This window comes from Parafrankia sp. Ea1.12, from assembly GCF_900465275.1.
Classification (GTDB): domain Bacteria; phylum Actinomycetota; class Actinomycetes; order Frankiales; family Frankiaceae; genus Parafrankia; species Parafrankia soli.
Genome location: NZ_UBIZ01000678.1, coordinates 61579 through 77829 on the forward strand (window position 1 = coordinate 61579; position 16251 = coordinate 77829).

Sequence of the window (16251 nt, forward strand, 5' to 3'; positions counted from 1 at the left end):
GTACGTGTCGCGTGAATGTCAGCCCGGAGAGTGGACCGCCGGCGCCGGAAGCCACTCATCCGGCGACCCACCGGGAACGGCCCGCCGCCTCCTCCGGGATTAGCGGACCGGGTGCCGGAGTCAATTCGCGCAGGGTGACCAGAGCCCGGTAAATGCCCTGGTCATGGTTACCGCCAGTAGCGCGTTCGAGATCCCCGGTCTATGGCCGGTGTTCGCCATGTCGGCTGCCGGACTTCTCGAGGACACACTCGCCGGGACTGCCCCCTGTTTGCCCGTGGTGTGTGCCAGAACTCATTCGCTGATCCACATGCAGCCTGTACGTACACACTGTATGGTCTTCCCAAGACCTCGGGTCGCCTCTGAGCGGCCGACGAAAGGGGGGCGTGAGCCGTGGCTGTCGCCTGGCGGTACTCACTCCGCGTTGGAACGTATCTGGCGAAGCAGAAGCTGCTCCGCCGGAAGCACTTTCCGCTCGTTCTGGAGCTCGAACCACTGTTCGCCTGCAACCTGTCCTGCACGGGTTGTGGCAAGATCCAGCACCCCGCATCCGTCCTCAAGCAGCGGATGAGCGTCGAGGACGCGCTCGCCGCAGTCGAGGAGTGTGGCGCGCCCGTCGTCGCGATCGCGGGCGGCGAGCCGTTGATGCACCCTCAGATGCATGAGATCGTCAACGCCCTCGTGAAGCGCAAGAAGTTCGTCATCCTCTGCACCAACGGGCTGCTGCTCCGTAAGAAGCTGAAGAACTTCACTCCGTCGCCGTACTTCACCTTCGTGCTGCACATCGACGGGCTGAAGGAGCGTCACGACGCGATCGTCGAGAAGCCTGGCACGTTCGACGAGTGCATCGAGGCCTTCAAGGCGGCCAAGGCCGCGGGCTTCCAGGTCGGCAGCAACTCGACCTTCTTCAACAACGACAGCCCGCAGGATGTCATCGACATCATCAACTTCCTGAACGACGACCTCAAGGTCGACCAGATCCAGCTCTCGCCGGGCTACGCCTACGAGAAGGCTCCTGACCAGGAGCACTTCCTCGCGGTCGAGGAGACCCGGCAGATGTTCTCGAAGGTGTTCGGCGACGGTCGGCGCAAGAAGTGGCGCCTCAACCACTCGCCGGTCTTCCTGGACTTCCTCGAGGGCAAGAAGGAGCTCTCCTGCACCGCGTGGGGGATTCCGAGCTACTCGCTGTTCGGCTGGCAGAAGCCCTGCTACCTGATGTCGGACGGGTACGTGACGTCCTACAAGGAGCTCGTCGAGACGACGGACTGGGACGCCTACGGTCGCGGCAAGGACCCGCGTTGCGCCAACTGCATGGCGCACTGCGGCTACGAGACGTCCGCCGTGCTGGCGACGATGGGCTCGCTCAAGGAGTCCATCCGGGCCGCGCGGATGGGTGCCTGACACCCAGATCGGCGCGTTGACGACAACGCCGCCCCGACCCGGAAACGGGTCGGGGCGGCGTTTGTCGTTCTCCGTACCCGAGGCCAACCGCACCCGATACCTACCGCACCCGATGCCGAACTGCGGTGCTGTCCCGCGGGCCGTCGTGCTGTCCCGCGGGACGTGCCCGCGGGACAGCGGTAGGCGGCCGGGTGTCTTCGTAGCGGCCGCCGGATCTCGGCGGTCCGTCGTGCTGTCGCCGTCGGTCGGTCGGTCAGTCGGTCGGTCAGTCGGACGCGGGAGGAGCGCCGGCGCTGACGGCGGGCTGGTCGGCCAGGTCGCCGCCGCGCCGGCCCAGGCCGCGCAGGAGACGGTCGAGCACGATCCCGACATCGGTGCGGGCCCGGTCGGGATCCGCCGCCCGCGCGGTGTACAGGCTCGCCTCGGACAGCAGCGCCGCGACGAGCCTGGTCAGCGGTGCCACCGGCAACGGGTCGATGCGGCCCTCGGCCACCGCCCGCTCGAGCCATTCCGAGAGCAGGCGGTAGCCGTGCTGCTCGACGAGCTGGTCCCAGGCGTCGTTGCCGAGGACAGCCGGGCCGTCGATGAGCACGATGCGCTGGAAGTCGCTGTCGGTGGTGGAGATGTCCAGCAGCGACTGGAAGCCCGTGCGCAGCTGCGTCCAGGCGTCGCTGGGCAGCTCCGCGCCGCGGGCCAGTTCACCCGCGACCAGCTGCTCCGCGACCTCCATCGCGACCTGCTCCATGACCGTGCGGAACAGGTCAGCCTTGTCGCGGAAGTGATGGTAAAGAGCTCCCCGGGTGACCCGCGCGTCCGCGACGATCTCTTCGGTGCCGGTCGCGGCATAGCCCTGTTCGGCGAACCGGCGCCTTGCCGCGGCCAGCAGTGCCTGTCGGGTATCGGCCGTCTGTTCGGGCCGACGGCTGCGTGTCACCCCTTGATTATGGTGCAGGTTCGGCCGAGACACCGGCGGCTGCCCGCCACGCGGTCCGTTCCACATCCTCGTCGAGGTCCGTCACGGCCCCTCCGGGGTGGGCGCGCTCGGGCGTTACACGCTCGCCGCCCGCAACCCCCGCGCTGGAACGCAGCCGTGTGGCCGGCACGAACAGCACCGCTACCAGCGCGAGCAGCGCGAGTGGCGCGCTGGCGAGGAACACGTCGGACACTCCGAGCCCGTACGCGTGGTGCACGACGTCGGCGACCGGGCCGGGCAGCGCTGTGGGATCGGGCACGGAGCGGCCGTCCCCAAGAGTGTCGGCCGGCAGGCCGTGCGAGCGCAGTCCGGAGACGGACGACACGCTGACGCGATGGGCGAGTAGCGCGCCGAGTGCCGCGACGCCGCTCGTCCCGCCGACGCTGCGGAAGAACGCCACTGTGGAGCTGGTCACCCCGAGATCGGCGGCGTCGGCGGAGTTCTGCGCGGCGAGCACCAGGTTCTGCTGGGTCATGCCCAGTCCGGCTCCCACCAGGCTCGCGAACACCGACACCGCGACGAGGTTCGTGTGCTCACTGATTGTGCTCAGCAGGACGAGGCCCGTCCCGATCAGGATCGTGCCGGCGATCAGGTAGCGCTTCCAGTAGCCGGTGCGGCTGATGGCACCTCCCACCACCAGCGACGAGACGGCCAGGCCGCCCACCATCGGCACCGTGAGCAGCCCCGACAGCACCGGGCTCTCCCCACGGCCGAGCTGGAAGTACTGGCTGAACAACAGATTCGCGCTGTACATGACGGTGCCGAGGCAGGCGCTCGCGGCCACGGCCAGCACGATCGTCCGGTTACGGAACAGCCGCAGCGGGACGATCGGCTCGGTGGCGCGCGTCTCGACCCAGACGGCCACGGCGAGCAGCGTCAGCCCCCCGCCGAGCAGCAGTGCTGTCTGCGCGGACGCCCACGGGAAGCTCGACCCCGCCAGCGACGTCCAGATCAGCAGGGCGCTCACGCCGGCGGCGATCAGGGTCGCGCCCGCGTAGTCGATGGAGATCTCGCGGCGCACGGTGGGCAGCCGCAGCGTCCGCTGGAGAATGACGAACGCGACGATGGCGATCGGCAGGCTCAGGTAGAAGCAGCCGCGCCAGCCCAGGCCTGGGATGTCGACGATCACGCCGCCGATGAGCGGGCCGCTGACGGTCGACACGGCGAAGGTCGCGCCCAGGTAGCCGTTGTAGCGCCCGCGTTCACGCGGCGCGATCATCGCGGCTATCGCGATCTGGACCAGCGCCGACAGCCCGCCGACGCCGACGCCCTGCACCACGCGGAACGCGATGAGCATGCTCGTGGACGTCGACAGCCCGGCCAGGAGGGATCCGCCCACGAAGATCCCGAGGGCCGTCTGGACCAGCACCTTACGGTTGAACAGATCCGCCAGCTTGCCCCAGATCGGCGTGGTGGCGGTCATCGCCAGCAGCGTCGCCGTGATCATCCAGGTGTAGCTGGTCGAGCTGCCGTGCAGGTCGGAGATGATCCTGGGCAGCGCGTTCGTCACGATGGTGGAGGAGATCATCGATACGAACAGGGCCAGCAGCAGGCCGGAGAGGGCCCGCATGGTCTCGCGGTGGGTCAGGCCTGCCGGGCTGGCCCGGCGCTGGCGCCGCTCCTCGGCTGAGTCATGGTCCGATCCCGGTGCGCGGGTCACGGCGTGCGGTTGGCCGCCCGGCGGCAAGCCGGGGGGCGGCGTCATCGAGGTCGACGTGGCCTGCTCCCCTGGTCACTGGTTCGCCTGTTGATTGGTTGTTACAACTAAATTTTAGTAAAGCATGAGGTGGGGGGTCCTGGGGAGTGGCCCGCGCCGATTTCTCCCCGCAGGGGTGTGAGCTTGCGCTCCCGGGGCCGGGTGGGAGCGGTCGGCAGCGGGCCGCCCGACTCCCGCCCGGCCGCTGGTCAGGCCAGGTCGGCGAACACCACGACGTTGTCCCGGTAGCTGGAACGGGCCTGGTCGAAGACACCTCCGCAGGTGATGAGCCGCAGCGCGGGCGCCCCCGTGGAGCCGTAGACGTCGGCGGGCACTGCGTCCTTCGGGAGGCGGGCCAGCCTGCGTACCACGAAGACCGCGGACGACCCGTCGGCCCGGTCGACCTCCACCCGATCGCCGGCGGCGAGTTCCCGCAGGCGGAAGAAGACCGCCGGGCCCGTCCGCGAGTCCACGTGTCCGGCGATCACCGCGGTGCCCGTCTCACCCGGTTCGGGACCGGCGGCGTTCCACCCGGTCTCGCTGAACCCGTCTGGTGCCTGCAGCCGCCCGCCACCGTCGAGGGACAACGGCACGACGGGCGCCGAGACGGCAATGGCCGGGATCCGGACCCGTACCGGGTCGGCGACCTGGGTCGAACCCGCGCCCGTGCCGGCCGTGGTGCCCGTGCCGGCTCCGGTGCCCGTGCCCACGGTGGACGACGTCACCGCTGGCGGCGTCGACCGGTCGGCGGCCGCGGGCGGGGTCGCCGGCGTCGAGGCAGGCCGGTCCGGTCGTGGCCCGCAGGACACCGACCAGGGGAACAGCAGCACGAGGGCCGCGGCCGGCAGCAACGCGCGTCGCCCCCGCCGACCCCGCCGCCCGAACGGCCCGGTCCCGCCCCGGGTCTCGATCCGGTATCCGTCTCCGGACCGGGCCCTGGTCAGATCTCGGCCCGCGCCCGGCGCCGCCGCGCGCCGAGGCCGGTCAGCACGCCGAGACCGGCCAGTGCCCCGATGCCGGTGCCGCCCGCGGCGAGCGCGAGTCCGGGCCCCTGCCCACTCTCGTCCCGGGCCGCGGTGGCCTGGCCCGCCCCGCCGGTGCCGAGCGCGGCGGCCGTGCGCGCGGTCCCGCCGGCCCCCGTGTCGATCCCGCCGGCGGGAAGGGCGGAGTCGCCGTCCCGGGCCGCCGCGGCGTCACAGCGCCGGCGCAGCTCGATCAGCTCCTCGCGGGTCACCGTCGCCGGCAGGTGCTCGCAGTCGGGGACGGGCGCCCCCTGCACCGAGGAGGCACCCGGCCGCGTGGGATCGGGCACGGCGGACGGCGCCGTCGGGTCGCCCGGGACAGCGGGGACCGGCGCGGGTGTCTCGGACGGCGCGGGTGCCGCGGACGGCGTGGACTGTGCCGGTGTCGGCACGGCCGGGGTGCTGGCCGCGGACGCTGTGCCGGTGGCGCCGGCGCCGGCGAGCGCGGCGGCCAGCCCGACCGCGCCCAGCAGCCTGGACCCGGGCGCCGCGGTGCGGCGGGTGGCGGCCGGGCGGGTGGCGGCCTGGCGTCCCCGCGCCGCGTGATCGTGAGCGATGTGACCCATGGAGTTGTGACCTCGCTTCGGTGCCTGCGCGCCGCGGCGAGCCCGCGGCGCGCAAGCGACACTCGTCGCCGATCGTGGGCTCGCGGTGAGACGCGGGTGAGACCCTTCTCATCGGCCGTGGAGCCCGGCCCGCGCCGGGAGCCGGAGACCCCCGTTAGCCTTAGTCACCGTGAGGCCCATCCGGCGGGACCGGCGGCACCGGCGGATCACCCCCGCCCGTGTCACCTCCGCGGACGTCGTCCGCCGGCTGCTCGTCGCCGTCCCCGGTGTCGTGCTGGCGGTTGTCGTCGCGGCCGCGATCGCCGCGCCCGGGTTCGGGGTCGCCGTGACCGGCGGAAGCCTGCCGCCGCCACCCGACCTCGGCGGACCGATCCTCCTGCCGGCGGGCGTCTCGGCATCGCCCAGCCCGCCGTCCGCGATGCCCGTTCCCACCGAGCCCGCGCCGCGTGTCGAGAGCGACCTGGCTGCCCGGCGCCGGCTCGCGGCCATGGTCGAGGCCGGCCGGCTCAGACCCGGGGCGGAGGGGTTCGCCGACCCCACCGGGGTCCCCGCGGTGACGTACCGCCCGCTGCCGGCGGACGTACCGAGCGCGGACCCCGCGCAGGCCGCGGAGCCGGAGCCGGCCCCAGGGCGCGAGCCGGTGACCACCGAGGTCTCGTCGGTACCGGCGACGGCGTGGCCGGCGCCGTCCGCCCCGGCCACGCCGTCGCCGTCGCCGTCGAGATGAGGAGATTCTCATCCAGCGCACATGCGTGCCGGGGGATCCGTCGACCAGGCTGGTAGGTCGTGAGGCTGTCCCGGACGCGCCGCGTCGTGCGCCATGTCGCGACCTCCGCACGCCTGCACATCCTCGGCTGGCAGGTGCTGCTGGTGGCGGTCGCGCTCGCCGGGTCGGTGCTGGTCTCGCGCGAGGTACTCCTCGCCAGGGCGGACGAGCGGGTCGACCGGGGCCTGGCCCGCCAGGTCGCCGAGCTGCGCCGCCTCGCGACCGCCAGCGTCGACCCGCGGACGTCCCGGCCCTTCTCCGACGTGCGCGAGCTGCTCGAGGCGCACCTGGAGCGCACCATCCCGGGGTCCAACGAGACCATGCTCGCGCTCGTCGACGGCCGGCCGTTCCGGCGCAGCGCCGAGGAGCCTGTCTATCGGCTGGACAACGACCCGCGGGTGGTCGCGGCCTTCGTCGCGGGCCCGCAGCCGCGGTACGGGACGATCACGACGCCGGCGGGTGAGGTGCGGTTCGCCACCGTCCCGGTCCAGGTGGCGGGGGCCCCGGAGCGGGGCGTGTTCGCCGCTGCCGTCTTCGTGGACCGCGAGCGGGCCGAGGTACAGGAGGTGGTCCGGGTGCTGGCGATCGCCGGGTTCGCGGCCCTGGCTCTGGCCGGTGCCGGCGGGTGGCTGGTGGCCGGCCGGGTGCTCGCGCCGGTGCGGGAGCTGCGGCGCACCGCCCAGGCCATCAGTGACACGGACTTCTCCCGGCGCATCCCCGTGGCGGGCCGGGACGAGATCGCCGAACTGGCGCGCACCTTCAACAGCATGCTCGACCGCCTGGAGGACGCCTTCGCGACCCAGCGCGCGTTCGTCGATGATGCCGGCCATGAGCTTCGCACCCCCATCACGATCATCAGCGGGCACCTGGAGCTGCTCTCCGACGATCCGGCGGAGCGCATCGAGACCGTGGCCCTGGTCACCGACGAGCTGGACCGGATGAGCCGGATGGTCGACGACCTGCTGACCCTGGCGAAGGCCCGGCAGCCCGACTTCCTGCGGGTCGAGGATGTCGACCTTGTCGCGTTCACCGACGATCTGCTGTCGAGGGTCGGCGCGCTGGCGCCGCGGCGGTGGCGGCTGGCGGAAGCCGGCTCGGGCACGGCCGTGATGGACCGCCACCGGATCACGCAGGCGCTTGTCCAACTGGCGCAGAACGCCGTGCAGCACACGGGCGAGGGTGACGAGGTGCGCCTCGGCTGCCGGCCGCGTGCCGGCGTGGTCTGCTTCTGGGTGGCCGACTCGGGTCCAGGGGTCGCCCCCGAGGACCGGGACCGGATCTTCGAGCGGTTCGCCCGTGGCCGGCCGGGCCGCGGGACGTCCGAGGGCGCCGGGCTCGGCCTGGCGATCGTGCGGGCGATCGCGGTGGCGCACGGCGGGGACGTCCAGGTCCTCGGCGGGCCCGGCGAGGGAGCGACCTTCGAGCTGACGGTGCCCCGCCGTGGCCCGGCCGGTACGGCGCGGGCAGGTGCCGGCCAGAGTGGCGCGGGACGGGCTGACCAAAGCGGCGCGGGACGGGCAGGTGCCGGCCAAGGCGGCGCGGGCCGGGCCGGGGCTGTGGCCGGGGGGCGGGACTGAGATGGCCAACCGGGTGCTGATTGCCGAGGACGAGTACCGGATCGCCTCGTTCATCGAGAAGGGCCTGCGTGCGAACGGGTTCCTGCCGGTCTGCGTCGGTGACGGCGCGTCCGCGCTCGAGGTCGCCCTGCGGTGCGAGGTCGACCTGATCGTCCTCGACCTCGGCCTGCCCGACATGGACGGCTTCTCCGTCCTGCGGCGGCTGCGCGGAGCCGGGGTGGACGTGCCGGTGGTGGTCCTGACGGCGCGCGACGGCGTGCGTGACACCGTGGCCGCCCTCGAGGGCGGTGCCGACGACTACATGTCCAAGCCGTTCCGGTTCGAGGAGCTGCTGGCGCGCATCCGGCTGCGGCTGCGGGCGGACCGGGCGCCCGAGGCGACCGTCCTGCGGGTCCGGGGGGTCAGCCTCGACCTGCGTACCCGCCGGGCCCAGGTGGGCGGCCGGACGGTCGACCTGACGGCCCGGGAGTTCGTGCTCGCGGAGACGTTCCTGCGCCACCCCGGCCAGGTACTGGCCCGCGAACAGCTGCTCTCCGCGGTCTGGGGTTACGACTACGACCCGGGCAGTAACGTCGTGGACGTCTACGTCGGATATCTACGCCGCAAGATCGGCGCGGACTGTATAACCACCGTACGTGGGATGGGATATCGGCTGGAAGCCTGACGGACCCGGCTCGCCGCATCCTGCCACATTATTCGGGCGGGTACCCCTCGATTCTTTCTTCGGATACCGGCGGCGCCGGCTGTGTGGCATCCTCCCTGGCGTGCTTCCACTGCTGGTGATTGCGCTGATCTCGCTCGCGTCCTGGATTTTCCTGGCGCTGTTCCGAGGATTCTTCTGGCGGACCGATCAAAGGCTGCCCGCCGGCGACGGACCGCCACCGGAACAGTGGCCGGCGGTAGTCGCCGTGGTCCCCGCGCGTGACGAGGCGGACGTCCTTCCCGACACGCTTCCCTCACTGCTCGCGCAGGACTATCCCGGGTGCCTGAGCATCATTCTGGTGGATGACGCCAGTACCGACGGGACGGGCGAGCTGGCCCGGGAGCTGGCGGCGCGGGCGGCGGCGGCCCGTCCCGAGGCGGCGGTGGCGCTCACCGTCATCGGGTCGAGCGAGCCGCCGGCCGGCTGGACGGGCAAGCTCTGGGCGCTGCGGCACGGCATCGCCGCGGCCGGCGCGCCCGAGTTCCTGCTGCTGACCGACGCCGACATCGCGCACGATCCGAGCTCGGTGCGCGAGCTCGTCCGGGCGGCGACGGCCCGCCGGCTTGATCTCGTTTCGCAGATGGCGCGGCTGCGGGTCAACACCGGATGGGAACGCCTCATCGTGCCATCCTTCGTCTACTTCTTCGCGATGCTCTACCCGTTCCGGTGGTCCAACGACCCGGACTCGCGGGTCGCCGCCGCCGCCGGGGGATGCTCGCTCGTCCGCCGCCGGGCGCTCGCCGACGCCGGTGGGCTGGACGCCATCCGGGACGCGGTGATCGACGACGTCGCGCTGGCCCGCGTGATCAAGAAGTCCGGCGGGCGGACCTGGCTCGGGCTCGCCGACCACGTCTCCAGCCACCGGCCGTACCCGCGGCTGGCGGACCTGTGGCACATGGTGGCGCGCACCGCCTACGCGCAGTTGTTCTGGTCGCCGCTGCTACTCGTGGGCACGGTTCTCGGGCTCGGCCTGGTCTTCGTCGCCCCGGTCGTCGCGACCATCGCCGGCATCGCCGCCGGAAACGTGGCGGTGGCCGCCGCCGGGCTGCTCGCCTGGTCGGTCATGATCACGACGTTCGGACCGATGCTGCGGTACTACGACCAGCCCGTGCTCTCCTCGCTCGCGCTGCCGTTCACCGCGGCCCTCTACCTGGCCATGACCATGGACTCGGCCCGGCGGCACCGCGCCGGCCGGGGCGCCGCCTGGAAGGGGCGCACCTACTCAGCTCCCGCCGGGAAGCGGGTCGGTCAGGGAGCCGGTCAGGACGCCGGCCAGGGAGTCGAGACGGCGGCGCAGGGCGAGGGCGTCGTCCGCCAGCGCGCAGACGAGGACCCCCGGTCCGGCCAGGGGCATCAGGGCGACACTGTCCCCTACCGCGGCGGTGACCGGCTCGAGACCGGTCGCCGGCCCGGCGACCAGGACTGACCCGACGGCACGGGCGCCGGCGAGTACCGCCGGCCCGGCCACCCCCGGGACGTGCGGGCCCAGCCGCAGCTCCTGGTGCAGCAGCGGCCGTCTCCGCGGCCCGGGGGCGGGATCGGGGGCGGTACCGGCGTCGGTGGTGGGCGCCGGGCCCGGTGCCTGGTCGACGTCCACCCGGAGGGAGGTCTCGAGGTCGCCGCCCGGCTCGCCGAAGCGGCCAAGGATGATCTCCTCGCGGTACCGCAGCCGCGCGTCCGCCGCCAGGATGATCTCGGTGGTCATCCGGTGGCGGGCTCCCCGGGCGACGACCGTCGGCTCCGGGAGGAACGACAGCGTCGCGGCCGGCCCGACCTGGGCCCGCAGCGCGAACGTCGACGGCCCGGCGCCGTGGCCGGGCAGGGCCACGGTCGCGGCCACCGACCGCACCACCAGGTGCGCCCCGGCGCCGACGACGATGTCCAGGCCCAGGTCGTCGCCGGCGAGCGGGCCACCCGCACCACCCACAAGGTGGACCACCACGACGCGCCCCGACCCGCCGGTGCGCCGCGGCAGCACGGGCACCGCCGCGCGCAGCTCGGTGATCCTGGCCGTCCCGCCGCCGTCCAGCTCGACCTGGAGCGCGGCGCGCGCCCGAACGGTCGTGCGGGACGGCGCCACGTGCGGGCTGACCGCGGGCGGGCTCGCTGCGGACGAGTTCACTGCGGGCGGGCGGGCGACGGCAGCTGGGCGAGGACCCAGTCGGCGACGTCCGAGGCTCCCGCGTCGGAGCGGAGGCTGGTGAACAGCACCGGGCGGTCGGCGCGCCCGCCGCGCATCGCGGCCGCGTCCCGGGCCATCACGGCCAGGTCGGCGCCGACGAGCGGAGCGAGATCGGTCTTGTTGACGACCAGCAGGTCGCTGCCGGCCACGCCCGGCCCGCCCTTGCGGGGCACCTTGTCGCCGCCGGCGACGTCGATGACGAAGATCTGCCGGTCGACGAGGCCGTAGCTGAACGTCGCGGTCAGGTTGTCGCCACCGCTCTCGACCAGGATGAGGTCGAGCCGGCCGAGGTCGGACTCGAGATCCTCGACCGCGTCGAGGTTGGCGGTGATGTCGTCGCGGATCGCCGTGTGCGGGCAGCATCCCGTCTCCACCGCGCGGATGCGCCCCGGGTCGAGGACCCCGGCCGAGCGCAGGAAGTCTGCGTCCTCGGTGGTGTAGATGTCGTTCGTCACCACGCCGAGCCTGATCCGCCCGGCCAGCGCCCGGCACAGCGCGGCCACCAGGGCCGTCTTCCCGCTTCCCACCGGGCCGCCGACCCCCACCCGCAGGGCCCGGTCGGTGGGCGCCGGCCCGGCGGGCGTGCCCGGCGGGCTCTGCCAGCGCGGGCCCGCGCCCCCGGACGCGGCCGGCGCGCCCCCGCCGCCGAGAGGCCGATCGTGTTCCAGGTGCACCGGTCGCTCCTCGTCTCGCTGGGTCTTGCTGGTCGGCGCTGGTCTGTGCTGATCGGCGCAGTCACGCGCGCCCCGGGCTGGCACCACAGCCCGGCCTGCGCAGCGTAGCCCCGTGCTGCGACAGTATGGAAACGGAAGATCGATAACGTTGTTTTTTATTGGGAACGGCGTTACGGTCGATGGGTGGACGAGATCGAGACAGTGGATGTGACGGTTCTGGAGGCCGGGCGAACGAGCCTGCTGCACGCGCGGGTCGAGCCCGGTGGCCCGGGCCGGTCGGGGCGGGTGCTCGTCCGCCCGGCCGAGGGCGGCGGGCTGCTCGGGTGGCGCCTGCGGCCACAGGGGTGGTGCCGCGGCGACGTCTGCATCCCCGCGTCCGTCGCCGCGCGGCGGCTCGGCGCGGGGGAGCGGGGGCTCGGCGCGGAGGACTGGATCGACGTCGCCGAGTTCGCCGGGCTGACCGGGCGGCTCGCCATGGTCGACGCGGCGCGGGGGGGTGGCCGCGCTCGGCCCGGCGGCGGCCAGCCACGAGCTGCGCGGCCTGCTCGACGGCGGAGCCCCCGACGCCGGTGTCGCGCCTGACGCCGGTGTCGCGCCTGACGCCGGTGTCGCGCCTGACGTGGCGCTGCCCGACCTGGAGGGCAGGCTGACCGCGCTGTCGGACCTGCGGGGGCGCAAGGTCGCCGTCGTCGCCTGGGCGTCCTGGTGCGGCTGCCGCTACGACCTGCCGGCCTGGGCGGCCCAGCACGACGAGCTCGCCGATCAGGGGTTCACCCTGGTCACGGTCGCGCTGGACGCGGACCCGGCGGCCGCCAGGGAGTGGATCGACGCCGCCGGCGGAAACCATCCCGCGTTGATCGACACCGACGGGGTGCTGGCCGGGCGCTACAACCTGACCAACGTCCCGACCGTGTTCTGGATCGACGAGGCCGGCCGCCTCGTCCGGCCGCCCGACACGCAGACCGCGACGGACACCTTCCGGTCCATGAACGGCATCGACTCCGCCCGCGCGCTCGCGGCGCTGCGCAGATGGGTGACGACCGGGCGACCGGGGCTCGGCGCCGAGGACGTCCGTCGGCACCTGCGCCCGCCGTCCGATGACGACCAGCGCGCCCGGCTGGCCGCCGCCATCGGGATCCATCTGTACCGCGCCGGCCAGATCGAGGCAGCGGCGGTCTACCTCGAGAAGGCGGGTCGGCTGGCGCCCCACCAGGTGGCGATCCGGCGCGGGACGATGCGGCTGCGCGGCGCCGACCCGTTCGGCCAGGAGTACTTCGACCTGCGGGCCGAGCTGGAGGCGAACGGCGTCCCGATCTACCGCCCGCTCCCGGACTGGCAGGCGGAGGAGACCGGCGCCGCACCGCCCCCGCCCGTCGAAGCGGCCGGGTCGGGTTGCGGTGGCGGCCGGCGCCCGCGGGTGGACCGGTGAGCGTCGCGGACGGCGCCGTCCGCCGTTCCCGTGCCGTGGCGGGGGAGGCGCTGCGGCGTGAGGCGATCGAGGCGGCCGCCGAGCTGCTGGTCAGCGCCGGCCCGCAGGCGCTGACGATGCGGCGTGTCGCCACGGCGATCGGCGCGTCGACCACCGTGCTCTACACGGTCTTCGGCGGCAAGGACGGCGTGGCCGACGCGCTCTACCGGGAGGGGTTCGAGCGGCTGCGGGCCCGGCTCGAGGCCGTCGTGGCAGCCGACCCGCTCGTCCGCCTGCACGAGCTGGCCCACGCCTACCGGCGCAGCGCGCTCACCGACCGGTCGTTCTACGCCGTCATGTTCGAGCGGGCCGTGCCCGGTTACGAGCCCGGCCCGGAGTCGCTGAAGGTGGCGCGCGCGAGCCTGGCCGTCCTCGTCGACGCGGTGCGGGACGCGATGGCCGCCGGGCTGCTCGGCGGCGACGATCCGGAGCCGGTCGCCCGTCTCCTGCACGCCGCCGCCCACGGCGCGGTCAGCCTGGAGATCTCCGGTCATCTGGAGGGCGAGGGCGCCCTGCGCTGCTTCCGGGAGCTGACCGCGGCGGCCTTCGCCGCCAGCGCGCGGCCCGCCGCCCGCTGACCCGGTGGCTCCATCAGGAGGTGAACATCCGGACCTCGGCGGTGCGGTGCCGTTCGGCCAGCAGGTCCAGCTGGGGCGCGCTCCCGGCGGGCAGGCGCTCCGGGGCGCGCAGCGCCGACGCCGTGTCGGCGGCCGCCGCGATGCGGTCGACCTCGGCGGCGATCTCGGCGAGGACACCGGTGACGGCCAGCGGGTCGAGCCCGAGCAGGCGGACGGCCGCCGTCGCCGGGCCGTTGACGGACGCGTGGGCGGCCGCCAGCGCCGCGTCCCGCGGCTCGAGCCCGGCCGCGGCGGCGACGATGCCGAGCGCCACACAGTGGTGTGGCGCCGCCGGATGCGCCGGGACCGCCCAGGCCGCGCGGGCCACCCGCATCAGGGTGCGGCCCTGCGCGCGGCTGGCGGCCCGCTGGGCGGGCGAGGGCGTGCGGGCGTCGACCTCGGCCTCGAAGACGGCGAGGACGTCCGCCGCCAACTCGGTAGCGGGGCCGGCCGCACGGACCGACCAGCACACCGCCGCCGCGAAGGACGCGGCGAGCAGCCCGGACGTCGCGAGGCGGCCGCGAAGGAACTCGGCGAGGTCCCTGAGCCCGGTGATGCTCCCGTCGAGCACGGCGGCCTCGACGCCTCCGGAGTGGGCATGCCCGCCGGCGGGTAGACGCCCGTCGGCCAGGAGCAGCAGCGCTGCCCGTGCCTCCACGTGACCTGTCATTGGTGGGTCCGCGTCCATCCACCTATCTTTGCCCACCACGCCCTGTGCTCCCGGCCCGGGCCGCCGGTCCGGATCGCGCGCGCCGTCGCAATCGACCGCCGGACCGGGTCCGGCAGCAGGTCACGTCGGCGACAGATCCACCATCGTGAGCTCCCGGATATGGCAGCGTTTGCGGCCGTCGCCGCGGAGCCGGCGGCAGGCCTGAAGTGCGGCCGGCAGCGGTCCGGCCGCGTCGGAGATGGGGGATGACCGTGTCTGTTCTGAGCTCGGGGCGACCCGCGCGGCTCGGGGGCATCCGCGCCCGAGTCGCGCTCACCCTGGTCACGGTCCTGGGACTGTCCTCAGGACTGGCCGCCTGCTCGGACCGCCCGCCGAAGCCGAGCTGCCGGGCCGGCTACGTGGCCGAATGGGATGATGACGACCACGAGTGGGAGTGCGAGCGGCGGACGTCGAGCTCGAGCGGCACCGCCGGCGGCTCCAGCTCGCACCGGTCCGGTCGTCGCTGACCACGCCGTCAGGCATCCGCTCACATCGTCAGGCACCTGGCCACACCGCCAGTCATCCGCCCGACATCTGTCCGGCACCGTCCGACGTGCCGCTGGAGGCAATCGATGGGATCGTCCGTGCTCACACCGTTCGCCGAGCTGGGGGCCTTTCGGCCCACGGACGCCGCCCCGCCGGTGGCGGCCGCCGGGCTCGATCCGGGCCAGCTCGATCTGGACAAGATCGTGGCGTTCTACCGGCGGTACGGGTTCGTGATCCTCCGCGGCGTCCTGGGCGAGCCGCTCACCACCCAGATCGAGACCGAGTGCGCCGCCGCCCAGGCCGGTGTGCTCTCCGGTGCTCTTCCCGCCCGCCACGGCTCCACCCAGTACCTCGACGACGCCGGCAAGGCCGCGCGCTTCGTCAACTACGTCGAGCACGTCGAGGAGCTCGCGCCGTCCGTGCGCGCGGCGGCGGCCCATCCGGTGCTGGTGGACGTCGTCCGTAACCTGATCGGTCCCGGGGCGGGCCCCGGAATCTGGCTGAACGACTCGGACAAGGCCGGCATCATCTACCAGGACGCCCGCCCGGGCCGCGAGTCCGGCTACAGCCGCATCGGGTGGCACTCCGACTGGCAGGCGATGCCCAGCCTGGACGTCTGGCCCGGGCTGGCGTTCACCATCCACATCGACGCGACGAGCCCGGCGAACGGCTTCCTGCGGATGGTGCCCGGCAGCCACCAGTGGGCCACACCCGCCCCGTACCGCAACATCAACGGTGTGGCTGTCCCGGCCGACGCCCGCCCGGCCGGCGGGTACACCGACACGCCGCCGCCGTTCGAGATGCCGCTCGGGTTCGAGAAGGTCCCCGGCGAGATCGCGGTGTACGCCGACCGGGGCGACGTCCTGCTCCACGACGCCTACACCTGGCACGCGGCGGCACGGGCGACCGACGACTCGGCCGTGCGCCGGCACGTGCGCGGCTCGTACTTCGCCGGGGACGAGTCGTCCTACCGCCCGCAGTTCGTCAAGAACGCCGCACGCTGATGCCGGGCGCGGTGCTGTGGCCGCGCCCGAGGTACGTCTCCCGCAGGTGGTGGACGTCCTCGGCGGGCAGCTCCACGCCCGCCGGTACGACGAGGTAGGCGTGCGGGGCGATCCGTTCGATGTGCCCGGCCAGGGCGTAGACGGCGCCGGCGGCGAAGTCGAGGAACCGGCGTTCCAGGGTCTCGCCGCCGTGCTCGAGATCCACCAGCATGGGAATGCCGTCGCGCAGGCGGTCCACCGGCTGGGAGAAGTCGTTGTAGTTGGTCGGCGCGACGATGGGCACGGTGGCCCGGGCCCGGGCTTTTCGGGGCGTGGTCGCGTCCATCGGGGTGCCTTTCGTGAGCCGGGCCAGGGCGGCACAGCACATGATTCCCGACCGGCCCCGCGTTCCGGCGGCGACACGCCGAGAC

Annotated in this window: 17 protein-coding genes and 1 pseudogene; 10 read left to right on the top strand and 8 right to left on the bottom strand. The window is 73.6% G+C overall.

Annotated elements, in window-relative coordinates:
- Positions 1-390: 390 nt before the first annotated feature.
- Positions 391-1398: an adenosyl-hopene transferase HpnH gene (hpnH, locus tag FMEAI12_RS35135; protein WP_018503788.1), complete on the top strand. Its 1008-nt coding sequence runs from the start codon at positions 391-393 to the stop codon at positions 1396-1398.
- A 265-nt stretch (positions 1399-1663) separates the two neighbouring features.
- Here the strand turns inward: hpnH and FMEAI12_RS35140 are convergent, their stop codons facing one another.
- The 4 genes from FMEAI12_RS35140 to FMEAI12_RS35155 all read right to left on the bottom strand — a co-directional run bounded on the left by FMEAI12_RS35140 (position 1664) and on the right by FMEAI12_RS35155 (position 5655).
- Positions 1664-2332, bottom strand: coding sequence for a TetR/AcrR family transcriptional regulator (locus FMEAI12_RS35140; RefSeq protein ID WP_020463162.1), 669 nt, complete (start codon positions 2330-2332; stop codon positions 1664-1666).
- A gap of 7 nt (positions 2333-2339) precedes the next feature.
- A complete protein-coding gene (locus tag FMEAI12_RS35145; protein WP_304598648.1) occupies positions 2340-3941 on the bottom strand; it encodes an MFS transporter in 1602 nt (533 codons plus the stop codon).
- A 335-nt stretch (positions 3942-4276) separates the two neighbouring features.
- Entirely contained in the window at positions 4277-4918 is a 642-nt protein-coding gene (locus FMEAI12_RS35150; RefSeq protein ID WP_235015095.1) for a class F sortase, read from the bottom strand.
- A gap of 89 nt (positions 4919-5007) precedes the next feature.
- Complete coding sequence (locus tag FMEAI12_RS35155) at positions 5008-5655, bottom strand: hypothetical protein (RefSeq protein WP_112109337.1); 648 nt, start codon at positions 5653-5655, stop codon at positions 5008-5010.
- A 169-nt stretch (positions 5656-5824) separates the two neighbouring features.
- On the opposite strand from FMEAI12_RS35155, the gene FMEAI12_RS35160 reads away from it, so the two are divergent.
- The 4 genes and pseudogenes from FMEAI12_RS35160 to FMEAI12_RS35175 form a co-directional block, all read left to right on the top strand.
- Positions 5825-6382 carry a hypothetical protein gene (locus FMEAI12_RS35160; RefSeq protein ID WP_112109338.1) on the top strand — a complete coding sequence of 186 codons (558 nt, stop codon included), beginning with the start codon at positions 5825-5827 and terminating at the stop codon, positions 6380-6382.
- A 59-nt stretch (positions 6383-6441) separates the two neighbouring features.
- Positions 6442-7998, top strand: a complete 1557-nt coding sequence (locus FMEAI12_RS35165) for a cell wall metabolism sensor histidine kinase WalK (protein ID WP_235015097.1) — start codon at positions 6442-6444, stop codon at positions 7996-7998.
- A gap of 1 nt (position 7999) precedes the next feature.
- Positions 8000-8662 (top strand): response regulator transcription factor, encoded by a 663-nt coding sequence (locus FMEAI12_RS35170; RefSeq protein ID WP_112109361.1) that lies wholly within the window; start codon positions 8000-8002, stop codon positions 8660-8662.
- 115 nt (positions 8663-8777) lie between these two features.
- Positions 8778-9866, top strand: a pseudogene (locus FMEAI12_RS35175) (glycosyltransferase); the annotation flags it as partial.
- A gap of 57 nt (positions 9867-9923) precedes the next feature.
- On the opposite strand, the gene FMEAI12_RS39065 reads toward FMEAI12_RS35175, so the two are convergent.
- Entirely contained in the window at positions 9924-10823 is a 900-nt protein-coding gene (locus tag FMEAI12_RS39065) for an urease accessory protein UreD (RefSeq protein WP_160144388.1), read from the bottom strand.
- A complete protein-coding gene (gene ureG / locus FMEAI12_RS35185) occupies positions 10820-11557 on the bottom strand; it encodes an urease accessory protein UreG (RefSeq protein WP_020463153.1) in 738 nt (245 codons plus the stop codon). The genes FMEAI12_RS39065 and ureG overlap by 4 nt, the downstream gene beginning before the upstream one ends.
- Before the next feature lie 183 nt (positions 11558-11740).
- Here ureG and FMEAI12_RS35190 point away from each other — a divergent pair, with 183 nt between their 5' ends.
- From FMEAI12_RS35190 to FMEAI12_RS35200, 3 genes are read left to right on the top strand one after another with little or no spacing between them, the layout of a single operon-like run.
- Positions 11741-12139 carry a hypothetical protein gene (locus FMEAI12_RS35190; RefSeq protein ID WP_112109339.1) on the top strand — a complete coding sequence of 133 codons (399 nt, stop codon included), beginning with the start codon at positions 11741-11743 and terminating at the stop codon, positions 12137-12139.
- The gene (locus FMEAI12_RS35195; protein ID WP_112109340.1) at positions 12054-12986 is read left to right on the top strand and encodes a TlpA disulfide reductase family protein; all 933 of its coding nucleotides are present in this window, start codon (positions 12054-12056) and stop codon (positions 12984-12986) included. The genes FMEAI12_RS35190 and FMEAI12_RS35195 overlap by 86 nt, the downstream gene beginning before the upstream one ends.
- On the top strand, positions 12983-13603 hold the full coding sequence (locus FMEAI12_RS35200; RefSeq protein WP_112109362.1) for a TetR/AcrR family transcriptional regulator: 621 nt from the start codon (positions 12983-12985) through the stop codon (positions 13601-13603). The genes FMEAI12_RS35195 and FMEAI12_RS35200 overlap by 4 nt, the downstream gene beginning before the upstream one ends.
- A 13-nt stretch (positions 13604-13616) precedes the next feature.
- On the opposite strand, the gene FMEAI12_RS35205 is transcribed toward FMEAI12_RS35200, so the two are convergent.
- Complete coding sequence (locus FMEAI12_RS35205) at positions 13617-14312, bottom strand: urease accessory protein UreF (RefSeq protein WP_235015099.1); 696 nt, start codon at positions 14310-14312, stop codon at positions 13617-13619.
- A 245-nt stretch (positions 14313-14557) separates the two neighbouring features.
- Between FMEAI12_RS35205 and FMEAI12_RS35210 the strand changes: the two genes are divergently transcribed.
- Positions 14558-14818, top strand: a complete 261-nt coding sequence (locus FMEAI12_RS35210) for a hypothetical protein (protein WP_071060393.1) — start codon at positions 14558-14560, stop codon at positions 14816-14818.
- A gap of 105 nt (positions 14819-14923) precedes the next feature.
- Positions 14924-15841, top strand: a complete 918-nt coding sequence (locus FMEAI12_RS35215; protein WP_112109342.1) for a phytanoyl-CoA dioxygenase family protein — start codon at positions 14924-14926, stop codon at positions 15839-15841.
- Here FMEAI12_RS35215 and FMEAI12_RS35220 read toward each other — a convergent pair.
- Complete coding sequence (locus FMEAI12_RS35220; protein WP_071060395.1) at positions 15822-16166, bottom strand: cell division protein SepF; 345 nt, start codon at positions 16164-16166, stop codon at positions 15822-15824. The two genes, FMEAI12_RS35215 and FMEAI12_RS35220, sit on opposite strands and share 20 nt — an antisense overlap.
- Between the last annotated feature and the right edge of the window lie 85 nt (positions 16167-16251).